At 65.2% G+C, this 14,271-nt stretch carries 15 protein-coding genes; 6 read left to right on the top strand and 9 right to left on the bottom strand.

Going from position 1 to position 14,271, the window contains the following annotated elements; translation table 11 throughout:
* Window positions 1-99: 99 nt before the first annotated feature.
* Window positions 100-2,352, top strand: coding sequence for an LGFP repeat-containing protein (locus BST40_RS02885; RefSeq protein ID WP_176357468.1), 2,253 nt, complete (start codon window positions 100-102; stop codon window positions 2,350-2,352).
* 42 nt (window positions 2,353-2,394) lie between these two features.
* On the opposite strand, the gene lexA is transcribed toward BST40_RS02885, so the two are convergent.
* Entirely contained in the window at window positions 2,395-3,075 is a 681-nt protein-coding gene (gene lexA, locus BST40_RS02880; RefSeq protein ID WP_075549965.1) for a transcriptional repressor LexA, read from the bottom strand.
* A 326-nt stretch (window positions 3,076-3,401) separates the two neighbouring features.
* Here lexA and BST40_RS02875 point away from each other — a divergent pair, with 326 nt between their 5' ends.
* From BST40_RS02875 to BST40_RS02865, 3 genes are all read left to right on the top strand, one after another.
* The gene (locus BST40_RS02875; RefSeq protein WP_075550026.1) at window positions 3,402-3,905 is read left to right on the top strand and encodes a LysM peptidoglycan-binding domain-containing protein; all 504 of its coding nucleotides are present in this window, start codon (window positions 3,402-3,404) and stop codon (window positions 3,903-3,905) included.
* Window positions 3,906-4,071: 166 nt separating this feature from the next.
* Complete coding sequence (nrdR, locus tag BST40_RS02870) at window positions 4,072-4,536, top strand: transcriptional regulator NrdR (RefSeq protein WP_075549966.1); 465 nt, start codon at window positions 4,072-4,074, stop codon at window positions 4,534-4,536.
* A gap of 30 nt (window positions 4,537-4,566) precedes the next feature.
* Window positions 4,567-5,052, top strand: a complete 486-nt coding sequence (locus tag BST40_RS02865) for a peroxynitrite isomerase (protein ID WP_075549967.1) — start codon at window positions 4,567-4,569, stop codon at window positions 5,050-5,052.
* Window positions 5,053-5,054: 2 nt separating this feature from the next.
* Here the strand turns inward: BST40_RS02865 and BST40_RS02860 are convergent, their stop codons facing one another.
* The 4 genes from BST40_RS02860 to sthA all read right to left on the bottom strand — a co-directional run bounded on the left by BST40_RS02860 (window position 5,055) and on the right by sthA (window position 9,550).
* Window positions 5,055-5,741 carry a PhzF family phenazine biosynthesis protein gene (locus BST40_RS02860; RefSeq protein WP_075549968.1) on the bottom strand — a complete coding sequence of 229 codons (687 nt, stop codon included), beginning with the start codon at window positions 5,739-5,741 and terminating at the stop codon, window positions 5,055-5,057.
* 45 nt (window positions 5,742-5,786) lie between these two features.
* Window positions 5,787-6,812: an alpha/beta fold hydrolase gene (locus tag BST40_RS02855; protein ID WP_075549969.1), complete on the bottom strand. Its 1,026-nt coding sequence runs from the start codon at window positions 6,810-6,812 to the stop codon at window positions 5,787-5,789.
* Window positions 6,813-6,868: 56 nt separating this feature from the next.
* Window positions 6,869-7,846 carry a proteasome assembly chaperone family protein gene (locus BST40_RS02850; RefSeq protein ID WP_075549970.1) on the bottom strand — a complete coding sequence of 326 codons (978 nt, stop codon included), beginning with the start codon at window positions 7,844-7,846 and terminating at the stop codon, window positions 6,869-6,871.
* 297 nt (window positions 7,847-8,143) lie between these two features.
* Entirely contained in the window at window positions 8,144-9,550 is a 1,407-nt protein-coding gene (sthA, locus tag BST40_RS02845) for a Si-specific NAD(P)(+) transhydrogenase (RefSeq protein WP_089024986.1), read from the bottom strand.
* Between the two features lie 114 nt (window positions 9,551-9,664).
* Between sthA and BST40_RS02840 the strand changes: the two genes are divergently transcribed.
* A complete protein-coding gene (locus BST40_RS02840; protein WP_083153362.1) occupies window positions 9,665-10,741 on the top strand; it encodes a DUF4192 domain-containing protein in 1,077 nt (358 codons plus the stop codon).
* Here BST40_RS02840 and ideR read toward each other — a convergent pair whose 3' ends face one another.
* The 3 genes from ideR to BST40_RS02825 all read right to left on the bottom strand — a co-directional run bounded on the left by ideR (window position 10,742) and on the right by BST40_RS02825 (window position 13,159).
* A complete protein-coding gene (gene ideR / locus BST40_RS02835; RefSeq protein WP_023372597.1) occupies window positions 10,742-11,434 on the bottom strand; it encodes an iron-dependent transcriptional regulator IdeR in 693 nt (230 codons plus the stop codon).
* A 180-nt stretch (window positions 11,435-11,614) separates the two neighbouring features.
* Window positions 11,615-12,574, bottom strand: coding sequence for a sigma-70 family RNA polymerase sigma factor SigB (gene sigB / locus BST40_RS02830; RefSeq protein WP_075511208.1), 960 nt, complete (start codon window positions 12,572-12,574; stop codon window positions 11,615-11,617).
* Between the two features lie 150 nt (window positions 12,575-12,724).
* Entirely contained in the window at window positions 12,725-13,159 is a 435-nt protein-coding gene (locus tag BST40_RS02825; RefSeq protein WP_075549972.1) for a DUF3099 domain-containing protein, read from the bottom strand.
* A 45-nt stretch (window positions 13,160-13,204) separates the two neighbouring features.
* Here BST40_RS02825 and BST40_RS02820 point away from each other — a divergent pair, with 45 nt between their 5' ends.
* Window positions 13,205-13,444: a DUF3039 domain-containing protein gene (locus BST40_RS02820; RefSeq protein ID WP_075549973.1), complete on the top strand. Its 240-nt coding sequence runs from the start codon at window positions 13,205-13,207 to the stop codon at window positions 13,442-13,444.
* 49 nt (window positions 13,445-13,493) lie between these two features.
* On the opposite strand, the gene BST40_RS02815 is transcribed toward BST40_RS02820, so the two are convergent.
* Complete coding sequence (locus BST40_RS02815; protein WP_075549974.1) at window positions 13,494-13,979, bottom strand: Rv1419 family lectin; 486 nt, start codon at window positions 13,977-13,979, stop codon at window positions 13,494-13,496.
* Window positions 13,980-14,271: the final 292 nt, after the last annotated feature.

Genomic DNA, 14,271 nt, shown 5'->3' with positions numbered 1-14,271 from the left:
TGCGGGCCCGGCGACGATGCGGAACGTAGCTGGGGGACGGCCCACAGGTGGGAAATCCGCCAGCTCGCGGCGCGGGCAGGGCATCGGCTGGGAGGCTTGGTGAACGGGCAGAGAGGTCAATTGAGCAGGCTGGTCGGGCGTGCGGTGCTCAGCTTGGCGGCTACGTTGCTGGCTGTCGGGCTGCTGGCGCCTACTGCGGCAGCGTCTCCGATAGGTGATGCGGAAGCCGCCATGATGGCCGCGTGGGAGAAGGCAGGGGGCGAGACATCGACGCTCGGCGCCCGGAAAGGTGACGTCTATCCCGTCGGGGATGGGTTCGGCCTGGACTTCGACGGCGGCAAGATGTTTTACACCACGGATACGGGTGCCAAATACCTGTACGGCCCGGTCCTGGCAAAATACGAGGCGCTGGGCGGGCCGGCCGACAGCGATTTGGGATTTCCGACCATCAACGAGGTTCCCGGCCTCGCCGGCCCCGACAGTCGGGTGAGCACCTTTTCCGCCAGCGACAACCCGGTGATTTTCTGGACGCCCGACCACGGCGCATTCGTGGTGCGCGGCGCGATGAACGCTGCGTGGGACAAGCTCGGCAGCTCTGGGGGCGTCCTGGGTGCCCCGATAGCCGATGAAGCCTACGACGGCGACGTCGTGTCCCAGAAGTTCACCGGCGGCGAAGTCTCCTGGAACAAGAAAACCAAAGATTTCACCACCAACCCGGCGGTATTGGCTGATCAGCTGAAGGGCTTGCAGGTGGCGCTTGACCCCACCGCCGCCATCAACATGGCCTGGCGCGCCGCCGGCGGCGCCGCCGGCGCCTTGGGTGCCAAGAAGGGCGCGCCCTACCCGATCGGCGGTGACGGTATCGCCCAGGACTTCGTCGGCGGCAAGATCTTTTTCAGTCCGGCCACCGGTGCGAACGCCGTGGAGGGCGCGATCCTGGCCAAATACGAGTCGCTCGGCGGTCCGGTCAGCAGCGACCTTGGCTTCCCCATCGCCAACGAATCCGACGGCGGCATCACGCCGACCAGCCGGATCGCGGCGTTCTCCGCCGCCGACAAGCCGGTGATCTTCTGGACCCCTGATCACGGCGCCTTTGTGGTGCGCGGAGCGATGAAGGCCGCTTGGGACAAGCTCAAAGGTGCCACCGGCAAACTCGGTGCGCCGGTCGCCGACCAGACCGTCGACGGCGACGTGGTGTCGCAGAAGTTCACCGGCGGCAAGGTGTCCTGGAACCGCTCGAGCAACACCTTCACCACCGACCCGGCGAACCTGGCGCCGCTGCTATCCGGGCTGCAGGTGTCCGGGCAGAATCAGCCCAGTACGTCGGCGGCTCCATCGCACGGCAAGAAGTTCACCTGGCACTGGTGGTGGCTGGTGGCCGTGGTCCCCGTCGTGCTGCTGATCGTGATGTTCGTGTTGGTTGTGTTGGGCGTGCGCCGGCGGCGCACCGGCCAACCCGCCGCCTACGAGGGCTACGAGCACGAGCAGGATCGCGATGTGGAGGCCGGCTATGACGCCGCCGGTGGGCGCTGGCCGCATGACGACATCGATTTCGGCTCCGAAGACTTCCCGGCCGACGACCAGCACCTGCAGGAACATCGCGGTCCGGATGCCGGGGCGGCGTCGCGGGTCAGCTGGCCACGGGGCGCCGCGACCGGCGCTGGTGTCGACGAATATGCCTCTAGCAGTGGCGAATACGGCGGCGATGCACTGCGCGCGTCGGATATGGGCTTCGAGTTTGACGAAGAAAATCCCGACGCGGTGGATACCACGCCGACGCCCATCGTGACCCGCGCCGATCTCGCGGAGGCGGCGGTTCCCGAGCCCGATGTTCCAGAAACCGTGACCGGGCAACCTGTGGTACCAGAAACATATGCGCCGGAAGCGGCGGTTCCAGAGGCAGCGGCTCCCGAGGTAGGTGTGCCGGAGACCGCGGTTGCCGATGCCGCCTTCCCGGATGCTTTCGCCCCGCGCGCCGCCTTCGCCGATGCCGAGCCAGGCTACGCGGAGGTCGCTCCGGAGGCGTTCCCGGAAGTCTTCCCGGACGTTTCGGGTCCTCAGGGGAGGACGGGGCGCCACGCTGCCGCAGAGCCCCAGGACGAGCCGCAAGCGCCGGAATCGGCTCTGACGCCGACGGTTGCCTCCGGGCCGGGCCCGGCTGTGCGACCGACTATCCACATGCCGCTGGACCACGACCCATACCAGGCGCCAGCGGGGTATCCGATCAAAGCCAGTGCTCGGTTCGGCTTGTATTACACCCCCAGCAGTGCGCTCTATTACGACACGCTCGCCGAGATCTGGTTCGCCAGCGAGGAAGCCGCCCAAGCCAACGGTTTCATCAAGGCGGACTAGAAGTCCGGCTCCCGGCGATGTCTGCCGGGTGGCGGCCGGGTCCTATATCTTGCGGATCACCGTGACGACCTTGCCCAGCACCGTTGCGTCGTTGCCTGGTATCGGGTCGAAGGCCGGATTGTGGGGCATCAGCCACACCTGACCGCCTGCTCGTCTGAAGGTCTTGACGGTTGCCTCGCCGTCGATCATGGCCGCGACGATGTCGCCGTTGTCGGCGACGTTCTGCTGTCGCACGACCACCCAGTCGCCGTCGCAGATCGCGGCTTCGACCATCGAGTCGCCGACGACCTTGAGCAGGAACAGCGTCCCCTCGCCGACGAGCTCGCGCGGCAGCGGGAACACGTCTTCGACCGCTTCCTCAGCAAGTATCGGGCCGCCGGCGGCGATGCGGCCGAGAACCGGGACAAAGGTGGGCTCGGGCAGCGCGTCCGAGCCGGCTACCTCGGTGACCGCCGCTGGTGTCACGACGTCTTCGGCGCCGCGGACGTCGACCGCACGCGGCCGGTTCGGGTCACGCCGCAGATAGCCCTTGCGCTCCAGAACGCGCAGTTGGTGGGCTACCGACGAAGTCGACGTGAGACCAACGGCGTCGCCGATCTCGCGGATGCTGGGGGGATATCCGCGGTTGGTGACCGAGGTGCGGATGACGTTCAAGATGGTGCGCTGCCGCTCGGTGAGTGTGGGGTCCACGGAACCGACTGCGGGGGCGTTGCTGTCGCTCATGGCACTGAATGTAACCCGACGGCGCCCGAGAATCAAACATGTGTTCGACCGGTGTGTCGGAGCGGGCTTGACGGTGATGCCGGTTCAATCCCAGCCCAGCCGGAGCTGGGCTGACCCGCTGAGGTGCTGAATTACAAACGCGTCACTATTCGCGCGATCGGGTATCCGTGCCCCATGGCAGTGATGGCGACCGACCGGCCTTGTCGGTGGCACGGGCTAGCGTTTCGTTTGCACGACACGCTTCGATCAGATGTTCGGCAATCGAACACACAATCGACTAAGGTGTCGAACACATGAGCGACGAATTTTCGGGCGGAGGAACGAACATGACACTCATGCAGGCATTCCCGGCGCGTACCCGTGGCGTGCCACTGCCGGGAAACAGGCCGGTCTACAGGCCTCTTCGCGAGCCCCTTGGGGCCCGGGGCGGGACGGCGCCGCGGCGGCGGCCGGGGCCGTGCCGGCCGGGCGGCGCGGCGCTGCGCTACCCGCGCACTGGCGTGGCGATCTCGACGGCTCCGCATCGCAGGCGTCCTGCCTCGGTGGCGACCACGGTGGGTCTGGCGGTGCTTGCCGGGATGATCACGCTGTGGCTGGGCCTGATGGCGCATTTCGGGGAGCTGGTCAACGGCAATTCCGCGGATTCGTCTGGCATGCCGGACCGGCTTGCCGTGGTGCGAGTTGCGGCCGGCGAGTCGTTGCAGGACGTGGCGGCCCGGGTCGCGCCCGATACGCCGGTGCGTCAGGTTGTCGAACGGATCCGAGAACTCAACGACCTGGATTCGTCGATGCCTGTCGCCGGGCAGACGTTGATCGCGCCGGTCGGCTGACGACATCATGCAGGATGGCAGCGAAAGCCACTGCGCGCCAAAGTTTCCGAGAGGCCGCGAAATCGAACGTGCGTGGATGGCAACGGCGTTGGCAGTGCGTGGGAGTGCGCAGGTAGTCTCGGAGTGGTCTGAAACACCGGGATGCCATGACGGCGAAGGAGCGGCCATGCACTGTCCGTTCTGCCGGCATCCCGACTCGCGGGTGATCGACTCACGGGAAACCGATGAGGGCCAGGCGATCCGGCGGCGCCGGTCGTGCCCGGAATGCGGGCGACGTTTCACCACCGTGGAGACCGCGGTTCTGGCTGTGGTAAAGCGCAGCGGGGTCTCCGAACCGTTCAGCCGGGAAAAGGTCATCAGCGGGGTGCGCCGGGCGTGTCAGGGCCGCCACGTCGACGATGACGCGCTGAACCTGCTCGCCCAGCAGGTGGAAGACACCGTGCGGGCCGCGGGTTCGCCCGAGGTGCCTAGTCACGACGTCGGCCTGGCCATCCTGGGGCCGCTGCGCGAACTCGACGAGGTTGCCTATCTGCGTTTCGCGTCGGTGTACCGATCCTTTTCGTCGGCCGAGGATTTCGAACGGGAGATCGAGGCACTGCGCGCGCACCGCAAGCTATCGACCTCACGCTGATTCGGGCGCGACGCCGATAGGATCCCTGTCATGCCTGCGGAGTTGCACCCCGATCTTGGGCCCTTGGAGCCATTGCTGGGCACATGGGTGGGCCGGGGCGCCGGGGAATATCCCACGATCGAGCCGTTCGACTATTTCGAAGAGATCGAGTTCTCACACGTCGGCAAGCCGTTTCTCATTTACGGGCATAAGACCCGTGCGGCGGACGACGGCAGGCCATTGCATGCCGAGACCGGTTACCTGCGTGTTCCCCAACCGGGCCACGCCGAGTTGGTCTTGGCGCACCCCAGCGGCATCGCCGAAATCGAGTTAGGCACGTATTCGGTGGGCGACGACGCCGTGCACCTGGAGTTGGCCACCACAACCATCGGATTGACTCCCACCGCAAAAGAGGTTACGGCGATCACCCGTTCGTTCAGCGTCGCCGGCGACGAACTCTCGCACTCGTTGCGGATGGCCGCGGTCGGGCAACCCTTACAGCATCACGTCGCCGCCTTGTTGCACCGTCAGCGCTGACGTCAAACCAGTTGCATCACACCGTCATCGGCGACCAATCCGGCAACCGTGACCCAGCCCTCGGCGCTCCAGGTCGTCGTGAGCACCGATCCCTTGCCCTGCGTGATGGTCAGGTCGCGGCTGAGGTAGTCGGTGATCCGCATGGCCGCCGAACCGGTCGCTTCGTCTTCTTCGACCCCCAGGTTGGCCGCAAACATCCGAGCCCGTAGGGCGCCGGCAGGCTCGTCGGTCCAGGTCCACAGGTAATGCGAGGTGTCGTCGGAGAAGTCGTCGGGGTCGGCGGCCGCCAGGGCATCGAGTGAGTCGAGATGATGGATGGCCAGTTCGGGCGCCCATTCGGCCCGTGCGCTGATGGCGGTCAGATCGTTGTCATAGCTGACCTGTACCAGACCGGCGGGCACGTGCAGTGTCTTGATCGGCATTCCCCGCTCACGCAGCCACCACGACACACCCACGATCGGATGTCCGGCGAACGGCAGGCTGGTGCGGGGAGTGTGGATGGTGGCATGGGCGGTGTGCGAGCCGGCGGCCGGAAGGTCGACGAAAATGGTCTCGCTGTAGCCCAATTGGTTTGCCAGCTGCTGCCGGTCGCGGGATTGGACCCGGCTCGCATCGACTATGCCGAGCGGATTGCCGAAGTTCCCCTCGGAGTCGGTGAACACTCGCAACACCGTTACCTCGATGCCCATGGCCCGACTGTACGACGCCGCGAGATTCGATGACGGCCGGGTTGATCAGGTGGCGCTGCGTTCGTCGGAACCCATCGCACTGAGCACGGCGATGCGGGTATCGGCCGGGCCGGAAACAGTTCCTTCACCACCGCCGCTACGAAGCAATTCCCGAAGCGCCGCCTGATCGTATTCGGCAGGTTCGGTGCTGTCGATGAAGCGTTGCACGGTGTCGATGAAGCGGGCGGGATCGTCATGGAACGGGAAATGCCCGGAGCCCTCGAAGATTTCCAGGTGCGAGCCGGGCATCGCGGCGTGTGCCAGCCGGGCGTGGCGGACGGGGACCACGACGTCGCGGCTGCCCCAGATGATCTGCACCGGGATGGCTTGGGTCAAATAGCATCGGTCCAGCATGGTAACGATCTGGCCGCGCCAGTCCACCACGGCGCGCAGGGTGCGCGTAAACGCCGACGACGCCGTCGGCTCGGGCAGGTCGTCCAGGATTCGCAGCACATTGGGCAGGTCGCGGCCAATGGCGGTCGAGCCGATCGCCAGCCCCAGCACCCGCCCGACCACCTGAACCGTCGGACGCACCATCGGCAACCGCAGCAATGCCAGTGCTTCGGCGCCCATCGGCAGTGAGGCCAACCGGAACACGACGTTGACGTCCTTGGTGACGCCACCGGCGCCGACCAGGATCAGCCGGTCGACCAGCTGGGGAAACTGGTAGGCGAATTGCATCGCCACGCCGCCGCCGAGGGAATGACCGATGACGGTCACCCGCTCGATGTCGAGCACGCTGAGCAGGTCGCGCATGCCGTTGGCGTAGGCGGCCACCGAGTAGTCGGCGCGCGGCTTATCGGACTTTCCATGACCCAACAGGTCGGGAGCAATCACGGTGAACCGCTGCGCAAGCTTTGCGTGGATGCCGGTCCAGGTCGTCGAATTGTCCCCGATGCCGTGGACCAGCAGGATCGCTGGCCCCGACCCGGCGATCCGGAACGCGCGCTTGTAGCCGTGAATAGTGCGGAACTGCAGCGAAGGCGCAGTAATTTCGCGCACTGGGCGAAGATTGCGCTTCCGCTCGGTCATTCGCCAACCTCGTTGTCGGGCCGCCTACGGCTTTCTCGGGGGCGGTGTTGGAGGCATCAAGCCTGGTCGTCGTCGTCGCGCTTCTTCTCTGCCTGCTGGGCCAGGAATCGCTCGAACTCCGCACCCAACTCGTCGCCGCTGGGCAGATCCTCGTCACGTGTGAGTAACGATCTGTTTTCCTGAGCGTCGATGAAGGCATCGTACTGGCGCTCGAGAGCGGCCACCACTTGGGCTACTTCCGCGCTGGCTTGGACTTGTTCGTCGATCTTGGCCCGGATCTCCGCCGCGGCTTCTGCCAGCGCCGCCAATGGCAGTTCCAACGATCCCGTCTTGGCAACTTGCTCGAGCAAGGACTGCGCGGCCGCGGGGTAGTCGGTCTGCGTCAAGTAGTGCGGGACGTGCACGGTGAACCCGACGACCTCATGACCGTGCTGCGCCATTCGGTATTCCAGCAGGTTGGACGCGCTTGCCGGGACTTGGATTTCGGAGATCCACGGCTGGAAGTCGGCGATCAGTTCCGGATTGTTGGAATGGGCGGTCATCGTGATCGGGCGGGTATGGGGTACGGCCATGGGAACGGTGCCCAGGCCGATGGTCTGCCGGACCCCCAGGCGTTCGGCCAGCAGTCGCACGGCGGTGATGAATCGCTCCCATTTCAGGTCCGGCTCCAAACCGGCCAGCAGCAGAAATGGGGTGCCGACGCTGTCGCGCAGTGCGTACAGGCTGAGCTCGGGGTCGTCGTAGCTGGTGAAGTGGTCGGTCTTGAAGGTCATCAGCGGCCGCCGGGAGCGATAGTCCAGTAATTCGTCGATCGCAAACGACGCGACCAGCTCGGTGTCCAGTGACCCCTTCAGGTGGGCAGCGGCCAGCCGAATTGCGTGGCCCGCGTCGGAGAAACCCTCCAAGGCGTGCACCAACACCGGACCACGGCCATCCGACGTCGACAATTGCGGCGCCGGGAACTCGAGGTCGTACATGCCAGGTTGTCCGGGTTGGTAGTCCTGCGCGTCATCCCGGTCTTGATCGTGCGTCATGGGTGTTGCCTCCTCTCGGGGGTTCAACCGGGGCGCCCTGATCAGTGTGTCTCAAATCAACGGGCCCCAATCAACGAACATCTCACTTATGCGCACATCTTCATAACGCGAAAAGCTGCACGCCATATTCACAGCGAACCGCGACGGGCGACCCTGGACGCCCAGGCAAACAACCAAACCGGCGCCGGTCGTCCGACGAGCATCGCCCTGCGCTGCCGGCCGAGGCCGAGTCGGCGCCCGGGTGATGTTACGGCGATCCTAGGCCGACCGATTCCGACGATACGGCCTCGTGACGTATTAGCGGCGGAACTGATTGAGCGCCCGCACCTTGTTCATCACGTCGAGCGCGGCCACCTTGTAGGCCTCGGAGAATGTCGGATAGTTGAAAACCGCGTCGACCAGGTACTCGACGGTTCCTCCGCATCCCATGACGGCCTGTCCGATATGCACCATCTCGGTGGCGCTGGTGCCGAAGATGTGCACGCCGAGCAGCTTGAGATCGTCGGTGGACACCAGCAGTTTGAGCATGCCGTAGGAGTCGCCGGCGATCTGGCCGCGGGCCAGTTCCCGGTAGCGCGCCACGCCCACCTCGTAAGGAATGGACTCCTTGGTCAGTTCCACCTCGGTGGAGCCGACGTAGGAGATCTCGGGGATCGAATAGATGCCGATCGGCTGCAGGTCGGTGATGCCGTCGGTCGGCTCCCCGAACGCGTGGTAGGCAGCCAGCCGGCCCTGCTCCATCGAGGTCGCGGCCAAGGCCGGGAAGCCGATGACGTCGCCGACGGCGTAGATATGGTCCACCTTGGTCTTGAACTGTTCGTCCACCCATATTCGTCCGCGGCGTTCGACCTCCAGGCCGGCATTGGACAGGTCGAGGTGGTCGGTCTGGCCCTGGCGTCCGGCGGAGTACATCACCGTCTCGGCGGGAATCTGTTTGCCGCTGGCCAGGGTGGTGACGGTGCCCGCCGAGCCGACGTCCACCGCGGTGACCTCTTCACCGAACCGGAATGTCACCGCCAGGTCGCGCAGGTGGAATTTGAGCGCCTCGACAACCTCGGGATCGCAGAAGTCGAGCATGTCTTCCCGTTTCTCGACGACGGTCACCTTGGTGCCCAGCGCGGCGAACATCGAGGCATACTCGATACCGATCACCCCGGCACCGACCACGACCATCGAGGCCGGTAGCGACTTGAGGTCCAGGATCCCGTCGGAGTCCAGGACCCGTTCTTCGTCGAATTCGACGCCGGACGGCCGGGCTGGCCTGGTTCCGGTGGCGATGACGATGTAATCGCCTGTGACAGTGGTCTTTTCGCGACGCGTCTGGTCTTCGACCATGATGGTGTGCGGATCGATGAACCGGCCGTGCCCCACCAGCAGGTCGACCCGGTTGCGCATCAACTGATTGCGTACCACGTCGACTTCCTTGCCGATCACATGCTGGGTCCGGGCCAGCAGATCGGCCGGGGTGATCCGGTCCTTCACGCGGTAGCTGGCCCCGTAGAGTTCGCGCTGATTCATGCCGGTGAGGTAGAGCACCGCCTCGCGCAACGTCTTCGATGGGATGGTGCCGGTGTTGACGCAGACGCCGCCCAGCATTCGGCCACGTTCGACGATCGCAACGGATTTGCCCAACTTGGCGGAGGCAATGGCCGCCTTCTGGCCGCCAGGCCCAGAGCCGAGAACCACCATGTCGTACTCGCGCATCGACCCCATGAGATAGACAGTAGAACGCACAGTGGCGACTTCGTCCACAGGATCGCGGCCCAGATGCCCGTCGTGCGCACCGGCTGACGGTGCCGGTCGTCAGCGTTGACGCCTATGACGAAGCATCGACCTGACTTTGAACTGAATCGCCCCGGCGCACTGATCGCGGCGCTGCCGGCCATCCTCGGCTTCGTGCCGGAAAAATCGCTGGTCCTGGTCTCGGTGGCCGAGGGTGAACTGGGATCGGTGATGCGCGTTGACCTGTCGGAAGACCTTGGCCACCAGGTCGAGCAACTCGCGGAGGTCGCCGCCGCGGCTGACCCCGAGGCCGCGATCGCCGTGATCGTCGACGCGGACGGAGCGCAGTGTCCGGGATGCAGCGACGAGTACCGGCGGGCGTGCGATGCGCTGACCGAGGCGCTGGCGCAGCGTGACATCGTGCTCTGGGCGGCCCACATGGTCGACCGCATCGCGGTTGGCGGACGCTGGCATTGCGTCGACGGCTGCGGTTCGGGGGGCGTCATCGACGACCCGGCGGCGTCGCCGCTGGCGGTGGCGGCGGTGCTCGACGGTCGGCGGCTGTACCCGCGGCGTGCCGACCTCGAGGCCGTGGTCGCGGTGGACGACCGGGTGCGCACCGACACACTGGCCGCCACCGTGAGGCAAGAGGCCGCCGAGCGTGAGATCGCCGAGCACGCCGACCCGTTGGGCTGCAGCCGTCGCGACGTGGAGAAGGCGATGGCCGCTGCCGCGCGGGTGGCCGACGGGCAACCGCTATCGGACGTGGAGCTGGCCCAGTTGGGCTGTGCGCTGACCGACGTGCGGGTGCGCGACACGCTCTATGCCCTGGCGGTCGGTGAGAACTCCGGCCCGGCCGAGTCGTTGTGGGCAGTACTGGCCCGCGCGCTACCCGAGCCGTGGCGGGTGGAGGCGCTGGTGTTGCTCGCGTTCAGTGCCTACGCCCGCGGAGACGGTCCACTGGCCGGGGTGTCCCTGGAGGCCGCGCTGCGCTGCTCGCCAGGGCATCGGATGGCCGGCATGCTCGACACGGCGTTACAGTCGGGGCTTCGGCCGGAGCATATCCGGGAACTCGCGACCACCGGCTATCGGCTGGCTCGGCAACTCGGCGTGCGGCTACCGCCGCGACGGGCGTTCGGCCCATCCGGCCAATCCGGCCGATGTGCGGGGTAATCAGACCTTCTCGACCTTGACGGCGTGCGCCATCGCGTGGGGCAGGGTGACGTTCTCGTGCCCCGGGATGACGATGGTCACTCCGCCTCCCGGACTGGTTTCGACCGTCACGCGGGCGTTCGGCACGACGCCGGCGTCCTTGAGCCGCGTGATCAAGTCGATGTCGCCTTGAACATGCTCGGTGAGCTGGCGAACGACCACTGCCACCGGCGGACCGGCCGGCAACTCGGTCAGCCGCACCAGGTTGGCGTCTTCGGCGCCGAATTCCGGGCCCACGCCCAGGTCCAGCAAGCCCGGAATCGGATTGCCGAACGGAGACGTCGTCGGGTTGTTCAGCACCTTGACCAGCCGACGTTCGACATCCTCACTCATCACGTGCTCCCACCGGCATGCCTCGGCGTGTACCTCTTCCCACGGCAACCCGATGACGTCGACGAGGAGTCGTTCGGCGAGGCGGTGCTTACGCATCACGGCGATCGCCAGCGCCCGGCCCTTGTCGGTGAGTTCGAGGTGGCGATCCCCGGCCACCCGAAGCAATCCGTCCCGCTCCATCCGGGAAACGGTTTGGCTGACAGTGGGCCCGCTCTGCTCCAGGCGCTCGGCTATCCGGGCGCGCAGCGGCGTTACGCCCTCTTCCTCGAGGTCGTAGATCGTCCGCAAGTACATCTCGGTGGTATCGACCAAGTCGTTCATTCAGCATCCTCCGTCGCCGCCGAGTCTACTTGGCCAGCTGTGCATGTGGTTGGCCCAAAACGCCCCCGACAGCAGTGTGCCCCCCGCTCACCGCGGCGGGCACACTGTCTTGTACCTAGATTCTAAGCGCCGTTCTCTGGCGCTTTTCTTAGTGCCTTCCGCTGGGCGTCCGGCCGGTTCTCAACTGGCGTATGACCGCAGCCGATCGGCACGTTCGCCATGGCGCAACTTGCACATCACATCCCGCTCGATCTGGCGCACACGCTCGCGCGACAGACCGAACAGCTTGCCGATTTGATCCAGCGTGCGGGGCTGACCGTCGTCCAGGCCGAAGCGCAGCCGGATCACCTGGTGCTCACGCTCGTCGAGAGTGGCAAGCACACTGCGGATATCGGTGTGCAGTAGTTCAGCGATGACGGCGTTCTCCGCGGACATGGCTTCCGCGTCCTCGATGAAGTCACCCAGCGGCGCCTCTTCCTCAGAGCCGACCGGCATGTCCAGGCTCACCGGGTCCCGGCTGTGTTCGAGCAGGTCGTTGATCTTGTCAACCGGAATGCCGGACTCTTCGGCGAGTTCCTCGTCGGTGGCTTCCCGGCCCAGGTTCTGGTGCATCTCCCGCTTGATCCGCGCCAGCTTGTTGACCTGCTCGACCAGGTGAACGGGCAGACGAATGGTACGGCTCTGGTCGGCCATGCCACGGGTGATGGCTTGGCGGATCCACCAGGTGGCATACGTCGAGAACTTGAATCCCTTTGTGTAGTCGAATTTCTCCATCGCGCGGATCAGGCCCAGGTTGCCCTCCTGGATGAGATCGAGCAGCGGCATTCCGCGGCCCGTGTAGCGCTTGGCCAGTGACACCACCAGCCGAAGGTTGGCCTCGAGGAGGTGACGGCGCGCTGCCTGGCCGTCGCGTACCACGGCCGCCAATTCGCGTTTGCGGTTCTCGCCCAACCGCTTTCGGGTTTCGAGCAGATACTCGGCATACAGCCCGGCTTCGATGCGCTTGGCCAGCTCAACTTCATCGGCGGCGTTGAGCAACGCCGTCTTACCGATGCCGTTCAGATATACGCGCACCAAGTCCGCTGCGGGGCTTTGAGCATCCAGATCGCTGTCAGCCCGGCTTGTGGTGGCATGTGCCATAGCGCCCTCCCGATCGGCTTGTCCTGTCACGGGGTTTAACGACAGGCTCGACCACAGAGTTCCCGCCGCGCTGTCATCTCACACACCGTGACGTGCAGAAATGTGCCAGCGACCTGAGAATGTCCTGAGAAGTGTGCCGCGGCAGCCGGTTTAACCGGGATTGGACCAGCCGTCGAAGTCCGGGGGGTCCGATCGGGACGCAGGGTCTTGCCGAGGCTCCAGCGCCGGACGCTTGGCCGTCGGAAACAGCGGAGTGCGTCGTCGGGCGTCGTCGAACCGACGGGGTTCATCGGCGCCGCGGGGCGGTCTGTCGTTGGCGATGAGCACGGCCATCCAGGGCAACGGAATCGAGACGGCGACGATCAGCAATGAGACAAGACCATTGTGCCAGGCCCCGTAGGCGACGGCCGCCAGGATGAGGGCCGGAATGCGGAACGCCATCAAGGTCAGATACTTGCGTACCCGCGCTCGGTGCTGTTCCTCGTAGGACGGTGCGGCGGCGGTGATCAGTACCGGGCGGCCCCGCTCATCGAAGTCGTCGAAACTCAGCTCGAAGCCGCGCTTCATTTCTCTACTCTCCCACATCCAGTCGATTCCGGCAGGAGCGAGTCAGGGGGCACAATGTCTGGTATGCAGACGCAGACGATCGAACGCACCGACACCGAGGAACGCGTCGACGACGGGACCGGCAGCGACATCCCGAAGTACTTCCACTACGTCAAGAAGGACAAGATCGCCGAGAGCGCGGTGCTGGGAAGCCATGTGGTGGCGTTATGCGGTGAGGTATTTCCCGTGACCCGGGTACCCAAGCCGGGTTCACCGGTGTGCCCGGACTGCAAGCAGATCTACGACAAGCTCAAGAAGGGCTGATCGGCACCACGCGAGACCGTCGCGGGGTGTTTGCGCGCAGCAAGCCTGGTCACGAAATGGTATCCCACTCCTCAGCGGGGTTATCTGGGGCGCACAGCGCGACGATCACATGAGTCCCAGGATTCGCCACGCCGCCGTCAACGTTGAGGCAGGGTGTATCGAAAAGGTTGCCGGTGACCTGGCCATTGGGCTGGATGATCCAAGGTTGGTCGTTCATATAGCAGCGGTTGACGGATACCCACTGGCTAAACAGCATGTCCCCTAGGCATGCCCCGGGGAAGGCGACGCTTTCGATCCGCAAGAGTGGGGCAACATGCCAGCGCTGGGTCGGCGATCCATCGCAGGGGTTGATCACCGTTGGTGTGTAGACGTTCCCACTGGGGGTGTCCAGACAGAAGTTGCCCAGCCGGCTCCTCAACTGGAATGTGTCGTCGTCGGCACTTGCCACACCGGCGCTTAGCAGCGCGACGCCGAACGCTGCCGCAGACGCGGCAACGCCCCGGCGCACACCGCTTATCATCTGTAATTTATTCATTGCGGCTGCAACCCCTTGTCTCGCGCTACTTCAGGCGCCATAGGCGCAGTTATCTACCGTAGCCATCCTTGGTCGCTCGAACCTCGACAATCGTCTTGAGCTTTCAGGTTGCTTTGGTATTAGACTAGCCCGCTCGACGGTTTCTACGATGTGAATACTGATGGTGTGCAAGGCTTTTCGTAAGTTGATCGCTGTCCAATCAACTTTCCCGGTGGACATGGGTTCCACCGGCTGTAGGACATGGCATTCATTCTTCGGTGTCCGCCAATGCGCGGACAATTGTGTTTTTCGA

It is taken from the genome of Mycobacterium persicum (assembly GCF_002086675.1).
GTDB classification, from domain to species: Bacteria; Actinomycetota; Actinomycetes; order Mycobacteriales; family Mycobacteriaceae; genus Mycobacterium; species Mycobacterium persicum.
This window is presented reverse-complemented; position numbering and strand designations above follow the sequence as displayed.

Excerpts from the sequence above, each read along its gene's own strand:
- BST40_RS02860 (WP_075549968.1), bottom strand. The coding sequence starts at position 5,741 with ATGGGCATCGAGGTAACGGTGTTGCGAGTGTTCACCGACTCCGAGGGG.
- BST40_RS02850 (WP_075549970.1), bottom strand. The coding sequence starts at position 7,846 with ATGACGCACGATCAAGACCGGGATGACGCGCAGGACTACCAACCCGGA.
- ideR (WP_023372597.1), bottom strand. The coding sequence starts at position 11,434 with ATGAACGACTTGGTCGATACCACCGAGATGTACTTGCGGACGATCTAC.
- sthA (WP_089024986.1), bottom strand. The coding sequence starts at position 9,550 with ATGCGCGAGTACGACATGGTGGTTCTCGGCTCTGGGCCTGGCGGCCAG.
- BST40_RS02865 (WP_075549967.1), top strand. The coding sequence starts at position 4,567 with ATGCCTGCGGAGTTGCACCCCGATCTTGGGCCCTTGGAGCCATTGCTG.
- BST40_RS02840 (WP_083153362.1), top strand. The coding sequence starts at position 9,665 with ATGACGAAGCATCGACCTGACTTTGAACTGAATCGCCCCGGCGCACTG.
- BST40_RS02825 (WP_075549972.1), bottom strand. The coding sequence starts at position 13,159 with ATGTGGGAGAGTAGAGAAATGAAGCGCGGCTTCGAGCTGAGTTTCGAC.
- BST40_RS02875 (WP_075550026.1), top strand. The coding sequence starts at position 3,402 with ATGACACTCATGCAGGCATTCCCGGCGCGTACCCGTGGCGTGCCACTG.
- nrdR (WP_075549966.1), top strand. The coding sequence starts at position 4,072 with ATGCACTGTCCGTTCTGCCGGCATCCCGACTCGCGGGTGATCGACTCA.
- lexA (WP_075549965.1), bottom strand. The coding sequence starts at position 3,075 with ATGAGCGACAGCAACGCCCCCGCAGTCGGTTCCGTGGACCCCACACTC.
- sigB (WP_075511208.1), bottom strand. The coding sequence starts at position 12,574 with ATGGCACATGCCACCACAAGCCGGGCTGACAGCGATCTGGATGCTCAA.
- BST40_RS02855 (WP_075549969.1), bottom strand. The coding sequence starts at position 6,812 with ATGACCGAGCGGAAGCGCAATCTTCGCCCAGTGCGCGAAATTACTGCG.
- BST40_RS02820 (WP_075549973.1), top strand. The coding sequence starts at position 13,205 with ATGCAGACGCAGACGATCGAACGCACCGACACCGAGGAACGCGTCGAC.
- BST40_RS02815 (WP_075549974.1), bottom strand. The coding sequence starts at position 13,979 with ATGAATAAATTACAGATGATAAGCGGTGTGCGCCGGGGCGTTGCCGCG.